The 15163-nt window shown below is 74.9% G+C and carries 14 protein-coding genes and 1 riboswitch; of the genes, 1 reads left to right on the top strand and 13 read right to left on the bottom strand.

Going from position 1 to position 15163, the window contains the following annotated elements; genetic code table 11:
• Positions 1–160 precede the first annotated feature (160 nt).
• The 13 genes from JN535_RS03650 to JN535_RS03590 form a co-directional block, all read right to left on the bottom strand.
• Positions 161–1258, bottom strand: a complete 1098-nt coding sequence (locus tag JN535_RS03650; RefSeq protein ID WP_205202274.1) for an LLM class flavin-dependent oxidoreductase — start codon at positions 1256–1258, stop codon at positions 161–163.
• 151 nt (positions 1259–1409) lie between these two features.
• Positions 1410–2525, bottom strand: a complete 1116-nt coding sequence (locus JN535_RS03645) for an LLM class flavin-dependent oxidoreductase (RefSeq protein WP_205202273.1) — start codon at positions 2523–2525, stop codon at positions 1410–1412.
• Positions 2526–2641: 116 nt separating this feature from the next.
• Entirely contained in the window at positions 2642–3028 is a 387-nt protein-coding gene (locus tag JN535_RS03640) for a rhodanese-like domain-containing protein (RefSeq protein ID WP_205202272.1), read from the bottom strand.
• A 94-nt stretch (positions 3029–3122) separates the two neighbouring features.
• On the bottom strand, positions 3123–4391 hold the full coding sequence (locus JN535_RS03635) for an LLM class flavin-dependent oxidoreductase (RefSeq protein WP_205202271.1): 1269 nt from the start codon (positions 4389–4391) through the stop codon (positions 3123–3125).
• A gap of 74 nt (positions 4392–4465) precedes the next feature.
• Entirely contained in the window at positions 4466–5404 is a 939-nt protein-coding gene (locus JN535_RS03630; RefSeq protein WP_205202270.1) for an NADPH-dependent oxidoreductase, read from the bottom strand.
• Positions 5401–6594 carry an FAD-dependent oxidoreductase gene (locus JN535_RS03625; protein ID WP_205202269.1) on the bottom strand — a complete coding sequence of 398 codons (1194 nt, stop codon included), beginning with the start codon at positions 6592–6594 and terminating at the stop codon, positions 5401–5403. Before JN535_RS03625 ends, JN535_RS03630 begins: the two co-directional genes overlap by 4 nt.
• A gap of 7 nt (positions 6595–6601) precedes the next feature.
• On the bottom strand, positions 6602–7624 hold the full coding sequence (locus tag JN535_RS03620; protein WP_205202261.1) for an ABC transporter substrate-binding protein: 1023 nt from the start codon (positions 7622–7624) through the stop codon (positions 6602–6604).
• Between the two features lie 101 nt (positions 7625–7725).
• Positions 7726–8520, bottom strand: a complete 795-nt coding sequence (locus JN535_RS03615) for an amino acid ABC transporter ATP-binding protein (RefSeq protein ID WP_205202259.1) — start codon at positions 8518–8520, stop codon at positions 7726–7728.
• Positions 8517–9608 (bottom strand): amino acid ABC transporter permease, encoded by a 1092-nt coding sequence (locus JN535_RS03610; protein WP_205202257.1) that lies wholly within the window; start codon positions 9606–9608, stop codon positions 8517–8519. The genes JN535_RS03615 and JN535_RS03610 overlap by 4 nt, the downstream gene beginning before the upstream one ends.
• A complete protein-coding gene (locus JN535_RS03605) occupies positions 9605–10138 on the bottom strand; it encodes a GNAT family N-acetyltransferase (RefSeq protein WP_240200431.1) in 534 nt (177 codons plus the stop codon). The genes JN535_RS03610 and JN535_RS03605 overlap by 4 nt, the downstream gene beginning before the upstream one ends.
• 101 nt (positions 10139–10239) lie before the next feature.
• Positions 10240–11175 carry a DUF1684 domain-containing protein gene (locus tag JN535_RS03600; protein WP_205202253.1) on the bottom strand — a complete coding sequence of 312 codons (936 nt, stop codon included), beginning with the start codon at positions 11173–11175 and terminating at the stop codon, positions 10240–10242.
• A 59-nt stretch (positions 11176–11234) separates the two neighbouring features.
• A complete protein-coding gene (locus JN535_RS03595) occupies positions 11235–12635 on the bottom strand; it encodes an NtaA/DmoA family FMN-dependent monooxygenase (RefSeq protein ID WP_205202250.1) in 1401 nt (466 codons plus the stop codon).
• An 18-nt stretch (positions 12636–12653) separates the two neighbouring features.
• Complete coding sequence (locus JN535_RS03590) at positions 12654–13808, bottom strand: LLM class flavin-dependent oxidoreductase (protein ID WP_205202234.1); 1155 nt, start codon at positions 13806–13808, stop codon at positions 12654–12656.
• Between the two features lie 356 nt (positions 13809–14164).
• Positions 14165–14263, bottom strand: a riboswitch (SAM riboswitch).
• A 172-nt stretch (positions 14264–14435) separates the two neighbouring features.
• Between JN535_RS03590 and JN535_RS03585 the strand changes: the two genes are divergently transcribed.
• Positions 14436–15158, top strand: coding sequence for a TetR/AcrR family transcriptional regulator (locus tag JN535_RS03585; protein ID WP_307868160.1), 723 nt, complete (start codon positions 14436–14438; stop codon positions 15156–15158).
• Positions 15159–15163 lie beyond the last annotated feature (5 nt).

The following is a 15163-nucleotide window of genomic DNA, read 5'->3' as shown; positions in this document are numbered from 1 at the left end:
GAAAGACAATCTCGACCGGTTAAGTCAAGTATCGAGACGGCCGTCCCGCCTGCTGGACGGATGTTTCGCGCGCACCGTCGCCGATCAGCGGCTGAGGGCTGGGCATCCGTCGTCCACGGGCGTACTCCACGACGAATATCCGGCACTCAGCGGGGACGGGTCAGGCGGCGGTGAAGCCCGCCGCGCGACGGGCGTCGGCCGCGCTCCACAGGTCCGTCTTCACCTCGGCCTTCACGACGGGGATGACCTCCTCCGCGAACCGGCGCAGCACGTCCTCCTGCTGCGTCGCGGGGATGAGGTGGTTCACCGAGACGGACTGCAGGTCGTGCCGGTACGAGGCGTGGTAGTCGAGGATCTTCTCCGCCACGCGCTCCGGCGACCCCACGAGCGCGGGTCCCCGCTCGACGGCGTCCTCGACCGTCCGGAAGCTCGGCGCCTTCCCGACGGCGTCCGGCCCGTATCCCCGGCGTGCGGCGGCCGCGACCTGGCCCTCGTAGATCGGCCGGTACTGCTCGACCGCCTCCTCCGTCGTGTCGGCGAGGAACAGCCCGCCCGAGCCCGACCCGACGAACCCGTACGCCGGGTCGTGCCCGTGCGCCGCGTACCGCTCACGGTAGCGGTCGATGAGCACCTGGTAGTTCTCGCGCGGCTGCAGCGCGTTGGCGCTGACGATCGGGTCCCCGTACCGGGCCGCGAGGTCCACCGCGAAGCGCGACGTCGCCGACCCGTGCCAGATGCGGAACGGCCCCGCGAACGGACGCGGCAGCGTCGTCGCGTGCTCCAGCGCGTGCCGGTGCCTCCCGGTCCAGCTCACGTCCTCCTCGGACAACAGCAGCCGCAGGAGCTCGTAGTTCTCCTGGAGGTACTCGTACTGCTTGTCGATGTCCAGCCCCAGCAACGGGTACTGGAGCACCTCGTTGCCCTTGCCGATGACGATCTCCAGCCGCCCCCGGCTCAGCTGGTCCACCGTCGCGAGGTCCTCGGCGACGCGGATCGGGTCGAGCAGCGACAGCACCGTCACGCCGGTGCTCAGGAGGATCCGCGACGTCCGCGCCGCGACCGCGCCGAGGATCACCGTCGGTGCCGACGACAGCACCTCCCCCGCGTGCCGCTCCCCCACCGCGAACGAGTCGAACCCGAGCTCCTCCGCCAGCACCGCCGTCTCCACGACCCGGTTCAACCGGTCGGACGGCGCGACCGCCTCCCCGGTCACGGGGTGGGGCGGGTTGAACACGATGTCGAGTACCTGGAACCGCACGGTCGTTCTCCTTGCTGTCGTCGTTCGTGGTCGGGCCGGGCGGGCCCGCCAGCCAGATCGGCAGCACCGGTCGAGGTCGGCACGTGCACGCGCCGATCTCGGCCGGGGCTGCCGATCTCGTCCTTCTCTGCCGATCTCGGTCCCGGGCCCGTCAGGCCGCGGCGGCCTCCGCGGTCGCAGCGTCGCGCTTCGCGACCTCCTCGCGGACGATCGGGATGACGTACCGGCCGAAGTCGATCGCGTCGTCGAGCAGGTCGTAGCCGCGGGCGGAGATGACGCGGACGCCGAGGTCGTAGTACGCGAGGAGCGCCTCGGCGACCTGCTCGGGCGTCCCGACGAGCGCGTTGGAGTTGCCGGCGCCGCCGGTGGCCTTCGCCGTCGCGGTCCACAGCGCGGTGTCGAAGCGCTCGCCCTGGGCGGCGATCTCGAGCAGCCGCTGCGAGCCCGCGTTCTCGGGCTTGTCGATCGGGTGCCGGCGGCTGAGCTGTCCTCCGGCGGCGGCCTTGCGGGCCTCGATCCGGTCGAGGACGCGGTGCGCCTTCTCCCAGGCGAGCTCCTCGGTCGGCGCGACGATCGGCCGGAACGCGGCGTGGATGCGTGGCGGCGTCGCGCGGCCCGCCGCGGCGGCCTCGGCGTGCACGCGCGCGATCTGCTCGGCGGTGCGGTCGAGCGGCTCGCCCCAGACGGCGTAGATGTCGGCCTCGGCCGCGCCGACGCGGAACGCGGCGTCGGACGATCCGCCGAACGAGATGGTCGGGGTCCGGCCCTCGAACGGCTTGGCGTCGAGCACGAAGTCGTCGAAGTCGTAGAACGGCCCGTGGTGGTCGAACGGCTCGGCGCTCGACCAGGCCTGCTTGACGATCTGGATGTACTCGTGGGTGCGCGCGTACCGCTCGTCCTTGGTCAGCGTGTCGCCCTCGCGGCCCTGCTCGTGGTCGTTGCCACCGGTGATGAAGTGCACGGAGAGCCGCCCGCCGGAGAGCTGGTCGAGCGTCGCGAACGTCTTGGCGGCGTACGTCGGGTAGGACACGTTCGGCCGGTGCGCGAGCAGCAGCTCGATCGAGTCGAGTCGCGCGGCGGTGTAGGCGGCGAGCGCGGCGGGCTCGGGGCCGGAGGAGCCGTAGGCGAAGAGCACGCGCGTCCAGCCGTTGTCCTCGTGGGCGCGGACGATGCGCTCGAGGTAGGCGGGGTCGAACGCGGCGGTCGTGCGCTCGGTGGTCTCCGAGGCGTCGTTGGTCGTGGCGATGCCGAGGAACTCGACGGGCATGAGGGTCTCCGTGGGTGTCGGTGCGGGTGGTGCGGCGTGCGGGTGGTGCGTGGGCCGGACCGGCCGGGTGCGGGCGGGGCGCGCTCCGGGCAGTCGCGATGCGGTCGGACGCCGGCTCAGGGCCGGGCGGACGCCGTCGGCTCCGGGGACGTAGCGGGCGCCCCGACCGGGTCGGACGCCGGGAGACCGGCCTCCTTCCACGCGGGGAATCCGCCGTCGACGTGGGACACGTTCGTGTACCCGCGCCGGGCGAGCGCCTCGGCGACGGGGCCGGAGCCGTTCGGCGACCCGCACACGACGACCACGGGCGTGTCGAGCGAGATCGCCGGGTTGTCAGCGGGGCCGAAGAGCGCGTCGAGGTCGTGGCGGTCCGCGAGCGTCGCGCCCGGGATCTCGCCGTGCGCGGCGCGGCCGCCGGCCGAGCGCACGTCGATCAGCAGGGCGCCGTCGGCGACCTTGGCCGCGGCGTCGGCCGCGGTCTGGAGGCGCGGGGTCGTGGTCATGGGTCTCTCCTTCGGGTGAGGTCGCGAGATCGGCCCGCACGTCCGAGATCGACCTTCCGGAGGTCGATCTGGTGACGCACGGGTCGATGTCGCGTCAGGGGGCGATGGCGAGCGCGGGAGCGGCGCCGGCGGTGGCGGCGGGTGCCGCGGAGGCGTCGGGCACGGGGTCCGCCGCGAACCAGTGCTCGGCGAGCAGCTCGAACGAGCGGCGCGCGTCGTCGGCGTCGTGGGTCGCGGTGGTGACGAGCAGCTCGTCCGCTCCGGTCGCGCGACGCAAGGTCTCGAGCCGCTGCACGACCGTCTCCGGGTCGCCGACGATGCGTGTGTCGACGCGGTCCGCGACGAGCGCGCGCTCGGCCTCCGGGCGGTCCTCCCACGCGGGCGACGTGCCCGGCGCGGGGTAGGCGATCGCGCCGTCGGTGCCGCTACGGATGGAGAGCACCCAGTCGGCGAACGGCGTCGCGAGCTCGCGCGCCCGCTCGATCGTGTCGGCGACGAGCACGTCGGCGGACACGACGACGTACGGCTCGTCCAGCACGCCCGGCCGGAACGCCTCGCGGTAGGCGGCGACCGTGTCGAGCGTGGCCGACGGTGCCACGTGGTAGTTCGCGGCGAGCGGCAGCCCGAGCTCGCCCGCGACGCGCGCGCTCTCGCCGGCGCTCGACGCGAGGACCCACAGGTCCCAGTCGGCGCCCTCGACGGGCGGGCTCACGTACGGCGTCCCGTGCTCGTCGCGGTACGTCCCCGCGCGCAGGCCGAGCACGAGGTCGAGCTCGTCGCGGAAGCTCGCCGGGGTGCGCGACGCCCCGACGATCCGCTTCTGCGCGAGGATCCGCTCGCGCAGCACGGAGTCGTCGACGTCCGCCGGCGGCGCGCCGGGCACGTACAGCCCGTCGACGACCCGCGGCGCGGTGGCGGGCCGGGCCCGCCGCGGCGGCGCCCCGGCTCCCTTCTCCCCCGTCGGCGGCGTGAACGCCCGGCCGAGCCCGAGGTCGACGCGACCCGGGTGCAGCGCGGCGATCGTCCCGAACTGCTCGGCGGCGACGAGCGGGCTCGTCGTGCTGAGCAGCACGGCACCGCTGCCCACGCGGATCCGTTCGGTCCGGGCCGCGACGGCCGCGGCGAGCACGGCGGGCGACGCGGAGCCGACGCCGGGCGACAGGTGGTGCTCGGCGTACCAGACGCGGTGGTAGCCGAGCCGGTCGAGGTCGCGCGCGAGCCCGACGGCGCGGCGCACCGCGTCCTGGCCCGTCGCCCCCTCGGGGACGATCGCGAGGTCGAGCACGGACAGCGGGACACGGCCGGACGCCGGTCGCGGCCAGCCGGGGATGGCGGTCGGGTCGGGGTGCTGGTGGGACGACATGGCTTCCTTCAGTGGTGGCGGGGGGCTCGTGGTGGTGCGGTGGCTCCCGGCGTGGTCGCGTGCGGCGCGCCGGGTCACTTGGACGGGAACCCGAGCGCGGCGAGCGTGGGTCGTAGGTGGGCGCGCCCGCGGAGGGCACCCGGGACGCGCAGGCGGTCGACGACGCGGTCGTGCCAGCCGCCGTCGAGCCCTTCCTCGCGGTAGAAGGGCGCGATGCGCTCCTCGTACGCCGCGACGTGCTCCGCCTGGTCGCCGTGGTAGCGCTCGGCGTGCAGCACTGCGGCCTGCGGCAGGCGCGGCTTGACGCGCTCGCCGCCCGCGGGGTCGGGGTGGCCGACGACGAGCCCGACGACCGCCACGACCCCCTCGGGCAGGCCGAGCTCGGCGGCGACCTGGGCCGGGTGGTTGCGCAGCGCGCCGATGTAGACGGTGCCGAGGCCGAGGGACTCGGCCGCGACGACGGCGTTCTGCGCGGCGAGCGCGGCGTCGAGGAACGCGACGACCGTCGTCTCGAGGTAGTCGGTCGCCTCGAGCCGGACGCCCTCGCGCTCGCCGAGGGCGCGCGCCCGCGCGACGTCGGCGAGCCAGACGAGCAGCAGCGGGGCCGTGCGTACGTGGTCCTGGTCGCCCGCGAGCGCCGCGAGCCGGTCCTTGCGCGCGGGGTCGGTGACGGCGACGACGCTCCAGAGCTGGAGGTTCGACGACGTCGGGGCGGACTGCGCGGCCGCGACGAGCGTCGGCACGACGTGGTGGGCCAGCGGGTGGGTGAGGTAGCGGCGCACCGTCCGGTGGCCAAGCTGCGTCGCGAGGACGGTGCCGGGACGGTCCGCCGCGGGTGCCAGGCCCGCGGTCGCGCCGGGCGCGACGTCCTCGACCGAGGCGGGGTCGACGCCGTACCGCGCCGCGAGCGCGGCGTGGGGGCCGTCGGTGTCGTGGGGCAGCGTAGGGGGCGTCCTCGGGTCCGCGGACGGAGCCGGAGCCTCCCCGGCGATGGGTGCGGGAGCGATCGTCATGAGGCGGTCCTCTCGGGGAGTGCGGCGAGGCGAGCGAGCGCGAACCGCTCGGCGGCGGTGCGGCCGTCGGGCAGCGAGCCGGGGGCGGTCGCGAAGTCGGCGAGCACGCGCCCGACCGCCGGGGCGAACTTGAAGCCGTGTCCGGAGAACCCCGCGCCGACGACGACCGGGCCGCGCCGGTCGAGCACGAAGTCGTGGTCCGGCGTCGTGGTGTAGGTGCAGCTCACGGGGACGTAGGCGTCGGGGTCGAGGCCGGGCAGCCAGGTGCGCACGTAGTCGCGCAGCGCGGCGAGCTGGCCCGGCTCCGGCCGGTAGGAGCGCCGGTCGGGGTCGACGACGGGGCCGACCCCGTGGAAGCCGACCTTGACTCCCTCGCCCGGGGTCGCGAGGCCGTAGACACCGCTCGGCCAGGCGGTACCGGGACCGACGTCGTGCGTGAACGCGGGCCACCCCTGCGGGGACGCGCCCGGGACGAGCGCGAAGTGCGCGGGCTGCTCCTGCGTGACGACGAGCGGGAGCTCCTGCCCCAGCAGCCCGCCGGTCGGGCCGCCGAGCAGGCCGGCGCTCCACGCCCCGACGGTCACGACGACGACCCGCGCGACGACGTCGCCGCCGTCGGTGACGACCCGCACGCCCGCGGGCACGCGCTCGACGTGGCGGACGGCGACCTCGTGCCGGACGTCGGCGCCCCGGGCGGCCGCGGCCCCCTGGAGGGCCGCGACGGCGCGGTCGGCGTGGAGCCGCCCGGCCGTCGCGACCTCGTGCAGCACCCGGCCCTCGAACCGCAGGCCGGGCCACCGCTCGGCCGCGGCCGCGGGGTCGAGCCACTCGTGCTCGATCCCGCGGGCCGCGAACGCCGCGCCGATCGCGTCCGCGCGGCGCTCGGCGGCGCCGTCGCGCCGCCCGTGGCTCACGCCACCGGTGACGGCGAGGAGCTCGGTGCCGGCCTCGTCCTCGACCTCGCGCCACAGGCGGAGCGCCTCCTGCGCGAGGTCGAGGTACTCGGGCTCGGCGTAGGTCGTGCGGTAGATGCGCGACGTCCCGTGGGAGGCGCCGTGCGCGTGCCCGGGCGCGAAGCGCTCGAGCAGCACGACGTCGCGCCCTCGCCGGGCGAGCTGCCACGCCGCGGCCGAGCCCATGACGCCGCCCCCGACCACGAGGTGGTCGACGTGCTGGGTGCTGGTGGTCATGCTCGGGTCACTCCGTCTTCGGCAGGCCGGGCGGGTTGGTCTGCGACTGCTCGACGGCCTCGGACTCCAGGCCCCACCGCTGGAGCACCTCGAGGTACGTGCCGTCCTCGATGGCGTGGTTGATCGCGGCGGTGACGGCCGGGGCGAGCTCGTTGCCCTTCTTCGTGGCCACGGCGATCTGCGCCGTGTCGGGCCAGCCCCCGTTGAGCGTGCCGACGACCGTGAAGTCCTGCGGGGAGATCGCCGCCTGGTACGCGAGCGACGCGTTGGGGCCGACGTACGTCTCGATGCGCCCGGACTGGAGCGCGAGCAGGACGTCGGAGAACTGCTCGTAGTACTCGGGGCCCTGGATGGGCTCGAGGCCGTCCTCCTGGTTGAGGCGGTCCCACTCGAGCACGATCTTCTCCTGGTTCGTCCCGGAGCCGACGGCGACGACCTTGCCCGCGATGTCCTCGCGCTTCGTGATCGACGTGATGTCGGAGTCGGCGCCCACGAGCCAGCCGAGCTCGTCGTTGCGGTAGGTGGAGAAGTCGATGGTCTCCTTGCGCTCCTCGGTCACGGTGACGTTGGAGATCACGGCGTCGACGTCGCCCGAGCCCAGCGCGAGCGGCCAGTCGGCCCAGGCCTTGACCTCGAGGCGCAGGTCCTTGCCCAGCGCGTCGGCGACGAGCTGCGCGATGTCGGTCTCGTTGCCGATGGGCGTCTCGTCGTCGTCGGCGAGGAACCCGAGCGGCGGCGCCGCGCCGGCGGAGATCGCGACGACGAGCTCGTCCTTGTCCTTCCAGGCGTCCGGGAGGAGCGCGATCGCCTCGGCCGACTCGGTGGTGCGGATGCGGTCCTGGTCGGGGCTCGTGCTCACGTCGAGGGCGTCCGACACGGAGGTCGTGCTCTCCTCGGTGGCCGCGCCCTCCTCCGCCGCGGCCGGGGCCTCGGTGCTCACCCCGGAGCAGGCCGCGAGCGCCAGCAGGGGCACGACGGCGAGGGCGGCGAGCGCGCGGGGGGCGCGGGCGCGGGTGGTCGTTGCGGTCACGGGTGTCCTACCTCTCGGGTGGTGCGTCGGGCGACGCAGGGAGTGCGGGTGTGCGGGACGGCCGGACGGCCGGTCGCGTGACGACGTCGGGAATCGGTGGTTCAGAGGACCTTCTGGAGGAAGGCCCGGGTGCGGTCGTGGCGTGGGTGGTCGAGCACCTCGGCGGGCGTGCCCTGTTCCACGACGACGCCGTCGTCCATGAACACGACGGTGTCGGCGACCTCGCGGGCGAAGCCGATCTCGTGCGTGACGACGACGAGCGTCGTGCCGGTGCTCGCGACGTCCTTGATGACCTCGAGCACCTCCCCGACGAGCTCGGGGTCGAGCGCCGAGGTGGGCTCGTCGAACAGGAGCACCTTGGGCCGCAGCGCGAGCGCACGGGCGATGGCGACGCGCTGCTGCTGCCCACCGGAGAGCTGGCGCGGCCGGGCGTCCGCCTTGTCGGCGAGCCCCACGCGCTCGAGCAGCGCGCGGGCCTCGGGCTCGACGTCCTCGCGACGGCGGCGCTGCGCGGAGACGGGCGCCTCGACGACGTTCTCGAGCGCCGTGAGGTGCGGGAAGAGGTTGAAGCTCTGGAAGACGAACCCGATCTGGGTGCGCTGACCGAGGATCTCGCGCTCCTTGAGCTCGCGCAGGGTGTTGCCCTTGCGGCGGTAGCCGATGAGCTCGCCGTCGAGCGAGATGAAACCCTTGTCCACCTTTTCGAGGTGGTTGATCGCGCGCAGGAGCGTCGACTTCCCGGAGCCGGACGGCCCGAGCACCACGGTCACGGACCCGGGCGGCACCGTGAGCGACACGTCGCGCAGCACCTCGAGCGTGCCGAAGCTCTTGTGGACGCCGTGGATCTCGACGAGCCCGGCGGTCGCGACGCCCGCGGCTGTGGTCTCGGCGGTCATGCCGCACCTCCCGAGGTGCGGGCGGTGCGGGTCAGCACGCCCACCCGGGCGCGGGCCGCGTACGCGGGCGGGACGGAGTCGGGCACGGGCCGGCCGGAGAGCCGCGACGCCCAGACGAGGACGGTCCAGCGGGCCTTCTGGAGCGGCGTCGGCGGCAGCGTGCGGACCGCGCCCTTCGCGTAGTGCCGCTCGACGTAGTACTGGACGACCGTGATGAGGGTCGTCAGCACGAGGTACCAGATCGACGCGACGATGAGCAGCGGCACGACGCGGCCGTTGCGGCCGTAGATGACGCTGACGATGTAGAACAGCTCGCCGTACGCCAGCACGTAGACGATCGACGTGCCCTTGAGCAGCCCGATCACCTCGTTGACGGCCGTCGGGATGATGGAGCGCATCGCCTGCGGCAGGATGATGCGGCTCACCTGGCGCCGCTTGGGGATGCCGAGCGACGCGGCGGCCTCCTGCTGCCCCTGGTCGACGGAGAGGATCCCGGCCCGCACGATCTCGGCCGAGTACGCGGCCTGCGAGAGCCCGAGCCCGAGGATCGCGGCCCAGAACTTGTCGATCACGGACAGCGTGTCGAAGTACAGGAACTCGGGCCCGAACGGGATGCCGACGCTCAGGTACGGGTACAGGTAGGCGAGGTTGTACCAGAGCAGGAGCTGCAGCAGCAGCGGCACCGACCGGAACACCCACGTGTACGTCCACGAGACCGACTGCAGGAGCGGCGAGCGCGACAGCCGCATGAGCGCGAGCACGGTGCCGAGCGCGAACCCGACCACCGACGCGACGAGCGTGAGCCGGATCGTCGCCCACGCGCCCTCGAGGATCGAGGGCCACGTGAGGTACTGCGCGACGACGTCCCACTCCCAGCGGTCGTTCGTCACGAGCGAGCTGACCACCATGGCGAGCAGCACGGCCACGCCGGCCGTCGCGACCCAGCGGCCCGGGTGCCGGGCGGGGACGATGCGCAGGCTCTCGAGCGGCAGCGCGTCGGGCGAGCCGGCGCGCGGGTCGGCGGGGTGCCGGCCCGACGGCGGCGCGAGCTGCCGGGACTCGTCCTGCGGGAGCGACACGGTGCTCATGGCGCGACCTCCAACCACTTCTCGAAGGCGAGCGGGCCGATCTCCTCGGGATCGGTCCCGGTGTCGAACAGGGGCGTGTAGCCCGTCGCGAGGTAGAGGCCGGCGGCCTCGGGCTGGCGCGGGCCCGTCGTGAGGTACACGCGCCGGTAGCCGCGCTCGACGGCCCGGCGCTCGAGCTCGGCGAGCACGACGCGCGCCAGCCCGCGGCGCCGGTGCGCCGAGTGCGTCCAGATCCGCTTGAGCTCGGCGGTGCGCACGGCGGGCGTCCCGTCGGCGCGGCGCGCGGAGGGCCGGGCGAGGCGCGCGGGGTCACCGAGCTCCGGCTCGGCCCGACGCCGGAACGCACCGCCCGCGACGGGCTCGCCGTCCTCGAGCACGAGCACGAGCTCGCCGTGCGGCGCCGCGAAGTCCTGCGCGGGATAGTGCTCCATCTCGGCGCGGAGCTCCTCCGCGGTGAGCACGCGCTGGTACCGCGTCCAGTACTCGTGGGACAGCTCGTCGAGCAGCGGTCGCACGAGCGGGTCGTGCATGGCGACGGAGCGGACCTCACGCGCTGCTGCGCTCGGCCGTGTCCCTCCGGTCGATCCCGTGCTGGCCGGTCCCGCCGTGGCCGGTCCCGCCGCGAGCGCGGTCATCGGGGTGCCCTCTCGCCCGCGGTGACGGCGAACGGCACGTGGTTGCCCTCGACCGGCGCCGGGCACGTCCCGAAGTTGCTGAACGCGTACGGGAGGTTGACCGTCCGGTTCAGGTCGAACCGCACGCGCCCCGCGGTGCCGGGCGCCACGTCGGCGTCCACCCCCAGCACGCGCCAGGGGGCGACGCCGTCGGCCTCGTCGCTGAACAGCAGCGTCACCGCGCCGCCGGCCTTGCCGGTGAGGACGAGCGTCGCGCGGCGGGAGACCCCGTCACGCTCGACCACGAGGTCGACCTCGCCGACCGTGCTCACGTGGTGCACCAGGCCGGGGCGCGCTGCGCCGACGACGACGGGCCGCGGCGCGTCGTACCAGCGCACCGGCGCGTCCACGACCCAGGCGGGGTCGTACGCGAACGCCGGGACGCCGTCGAACGCGAGCCGGGGCGGTGCGAGCGGGTCGCGCAGCCGGACCGCGTACCGGCCCGTGCGGCGCACGACCTCGACCGCGACCTCGCGCGTCTCACCCCCGTTCGACACGTCGAGCGCGTCCCGGCCGTCCGGCAGGAACGTGCCCGCGATCGTCGAGCCGCCCTCCGTGACGACGACGGTCCCGACGGCGGTCTCGACGGAGTCGCCCGTCGTCGCCCGGACGGCGCCGCCCTCGCCCGCGCGGTGGTGCGCGCCGTCGGCGTCGGCCCACCAGAGCCCGGGCACGCCGGGCAGCGCGGTGGGCTCGGCGGCGAGCCAGTGGTACGCGACGAGGCTCAGCCAGCCGTGCGGCGGGCGCAGCGCCTCCTCGCGCTCGGCGTGCCACGCCTCCCACGCGGCGGCGTCGGCCGCCGGGTGCGGGACGACGTCCGGTGCGTCGGTGCTCGCGGCCGCGGCGCCCGTGGCGCCCGTGGCGCCCGTGGCGGGCAGCGTGCTCTGGCTCATGGGTCCTCCGAGGTCGGTGCGGTGCAGGGTCTGCGGGACGGGTGCGGGCGGGCGGGGGGTCAGCCGACGAGCTCGGCGGAGGCCGTGGCCGGCTCGGGGTCGTCGGCGCGCGGCTGCGCGCCGGGGCGGGCGAGGCCGAGGTGCTCGCGCAGGGTCGTGCCCGCGTACTCCGTGCGGAACGAGCCGCGCTCCTGGAGCAGCGGGACGACCTGGTCGAAGACGTCGTCGAGCCCGCCCGGCGTGAGGTGGGGCACGAGGATGAAGCCGTCGGACGCGTCCTCCTGGACGTGCCGGTCGATGTCGTCCGCGACCTGCTGCGGCGTGCCGACGAACCCGCCGCGCGACGTCACCTGGATGACGAGCTCGCGGATCGACCACCCGTTCGCCTCGGCCTGCTCGCGCCACTCCGCGGCGACCGCCGCCGGGTCCTTCGCGTGCCGCACGCGGCCGCGCGTGATCGACAGGTTCTCGGTGTCGGGGTCGACGTCGGGCAGCGGTCCGTCGGGGTCGTACGCCTCGAGGTCGCGGCCCCAGACCTGCTCGAGGAACGCGATCGCCGTCGGGCCCGAGACCTGCTGGAGCCGGATCTCTCGCGCGCGCTCCTCCGCCTCGGCGGGCGTGCCGCCCAGCACGACGACGGTCGCGGGCAGGATCTTCAGGGAGTCGCGCTCGCGCCCGTGGGCGGCGAGCCGTCCCTTGACGTCCGCGTAGAACGCGCGGCCGGCGTCGAACGTCGAGTGCGCGGAGAACACGACGTCCGCGGTCGCGGCGGCGAAGTCGCGCCCGTCGGCCGAGTCGCCCGCCTGGAACAGGACCGGGTGGCCCTGCGGACCGCGCGGCGTCTCGAACAGCCCGACGACGTCCGCGTACGTCCCGTGGTGCGCGACCGGCCGCACCGACCTGGGCCGCAGGAACTCGCCCGCGATCCGGTCGGCCAGGACGGCGTCGTCCTCCCACGAGTCCCACAGGGCGCGCGCGACCTCGACGACCTCGGCCGCCCGCGCGTAGCGCTCGGGGTACGGGAGGTAGCCGCCGCGGCGGAAGTTGGCGCCCGTGAAGGCGTCGGGGCTCGTCACGAGGTTCCACGCCGCGCGGCCCTCGGAGAGCAGGTCGAGCGTCGCGAACTGCTTCGCGAGCTCCCACGGCTCGTTGAACGTCGTGTTGATCGTGCCCGCGAGGCCGAGCCGCTCCGTGACGGCGGCCAGCGCGGCGAGGACGGGCAGCGTGTCGGGGCGGCCGACGACGTCGAGGTCGTGGATGCGGCCCTTGTGCTCGCGCAGGCGCAGGCCCTCCGCGAGGAAGAAGAAGTCGAGCTTGGCCTCCTCGGCGCGGCGGGCGAGGTGCTCGAACGAGGAGAAGTCGATCTGGCTGCCCGAGCGCGGGTCGCTCCAGACGGTCGTGTTGTTGACGCCCGGGAAGTGGGCGCCGAGGTGGATCTGCTTGCGGGGTCGGGTGCTCATGTCGGGATCCGTCCGGGCTCAGGCGATCGCCGCGTAGCGGTTCGCGGGGTGCGGGAGGCCGAGGGTGTCGCGCAGCGTCGTCCCGGGGTACGCCGTGCGGAACAGGCCCGCGCCCTGCAGGAGCGGCACGACGCCGTCGACGACCGCGTCGAGGTCGGTGCTCAGGGACGACGGGCGCAGGAGGAAGCCGTCGGCCGCGCCGGCGTGCAGCCACTCCTCGACCGTGACGGCGAGGTCGCGCGCCGTGCCGACGTGCGTGAGCGAGTCCGTGTCCCACGAGACCCCCTCGAGGTCCTCGAGCAGGTCGAGGCGGGCCTGGGCGCTCGCGCGGGTGTCGCCGATGACGACGTAGGCGTCCACGAGGACCCGGAGCGTGCCGGGGTCGCGCCCCGCGTCGGCGGCGGCGTCGCGCACCTGCGTCCGCAGCGCGACCGCCTCGTCGCGCGTCGCGGCGCGGACCCGCACGACGTCGGCCCGGCGGGCCGCGAGGTCGAGCGACGCGGGCGTGTCCGCCCGCACGACGACGGGCGGCTGGCCCTGCGGGGGCCGCGGCGTGATGGACGGTCCCTTGACCGCGAACCGGATGCCCTCGTGGTCGACGTAGTGGAGCTTCTCGCGGTCCACGAACCGGCCCGTCGCGACGTCACGGATCTCCGCGTCGTCCTCCCACGAGTCCCACAGGCGCGTGACGACCTCGACGGCCTCGTCGGCCTCGGCGACGGCGTCGGGCTCGTCCTGCGCACCCTTGCGGCCGAAGGCCGCGGCCTCGGCGGGGGTCGTCGACCACCCGACCTGCCACCCCGCGCGCCCGGAGCTCACGTGGTCGATCGTCGCGATCGCCTTGGACACGTGGAACGGCTCGGTGTGCGTGGTCGTCACGGTCGGGACGAGGCCGATGCCGGCGCTGCGCGGCGCGAGCCGGGACGCGACGAGCGCGGCGTCGAGCCGGCCGCGCACGGACCCGTTGCGGCCCGGCTGGAGCGTGAACGCGTCGTCGAGCGTCACGAGGTCGAGCAGGCCGCGCTGGGCGGTGGCGACGAGCTCGACGAGGCGCTTGGCGTCGAAGAGCCGCTGCGCCTGGGAGCCCACGGTCCGCCAGGCGGCGGGGTGCGCGCCGGCGTCGGTGAGGTCGACGCCGAGGTGGAGGGTGCGGGCGGGGCGGGGGTCGGACATCGCGAGGATCCGTTCTCAGTGGGGTGCCGACAGCGCGCTCGGGGCGCGGCGGGGTGCCGGAGGGTGGGCAGGGCGGTCCGGCCGCGCGGCGGCAGGACGAGGCTGGAGAGCCGGGAGGGACCCGGCTCGCGCGCCGGGGCGCGCGGGGTGTCAGGGACGGGTCGTCGTCAGCGACAACAGGCGATGCGCACGGGTCCGGCGGCCCCGAGGGCGCGGGCGACCGGGGCGCCCGCGAGCGGACAGGGGCACGTCGACGCGTGCGGGGTGCTCACCGCGGTGCTCGACTCTCGCCGGTCCATCGTCCGTCTCCTTCGTGCCCGTCTCCGGGCTCCGCGTCGTTGTCCCGTGCCGCGCGCGGTCCGCGCGACGCGGGACCTGGTCCTCACCCGGGGCACCCCACCGCGCGGGAGGGTTGCCGTCCGACGAGCCGGGGCTTGGCGTCGGAGCTCATGACCATGTCCTGTGACCGGGGTACGTCGACCTCGGTTGCGCGGGAACTTACGAGCGGCCGCCGGGGGTGTCAACGCACCGGGGAGACCTTCCCACATACTGGACTTGTTTGGTCAACTTTGAGCCGCGAGGGGCCACTGTTTGCACTGAGTGCATCGATGCACTTAGTGTCAAAGGGTGCCCCTCTCCTCCACGACCGAGCCGTCGGGCGCCCCCGTGCCCGACCGGGCGACCGACCCCGCGGCCGACTCCGTGAGCGACCCCGCGGCCGGTCCCGCGACCGACCGCCGCGCCGCGCTGCGCGCGCGGCACCGCCGTCGGATCGTCGACGCCGCGGCGTCGCTCATGGAGGAGAACGGCGGCGCCCGGTTCACGGTCGACGACCTCGCGGCCCGCGCCGACGTCGCGCGGCGCACGATCTTCAACCACTTCGCCTCCCTGGACGACGTCGTCGTCGAGGTGTGCGAGGACGTGCTCGGTACGGTGGTCGACGCGCTCGGGGCGAGCGCGGCCGACCCCGGCACCGACCGCGCGACCCCGCTCGACGACGTCACCACGGCGCTCCGCGGCACGGACCTCGTCGGCCCGATGGCCTACCTCACGCGCGCCCTCGGTGGCACCGCGACCGAGCCCACACCGCGCGTCACGACGATGGTCGTGCGCACGTTCACCCACCTCGCCGAGCGCCTGGTCGCCGAGACCACGCGGCGGCACCCCGACGTCGACCCGCTCGAGATCGAGATGCTCGTCGGCGCGCTCATGGCCGGCGTCCTGGTGATCCAGCGCCGCTGGTGGGCGGCTACCGGGGCTGCGGACGACGACGCCTCGCGCCGCGTGTGGGCCGACCTCCTCGACCGCCTCGTCGACCGCGTGCGCGCGGGCTGGGCGAGCCCCGCCTGACCTCT

Origin of the sequence: Cellulosimicrobium cellulans, assembly GCF_016921195.1 — a bacterium.
Classification (GTDB): domain Bacteria; phylum Actinomycetota; class Actinomycetes; order Actinomycetales; family Cellulomonadaceae; genus Cellulosimicrobium; species Cellulosimicrobium cellulans_F.
This window is presented reverse-complemented; position numbering and strand designations above follow the sequence as displayed.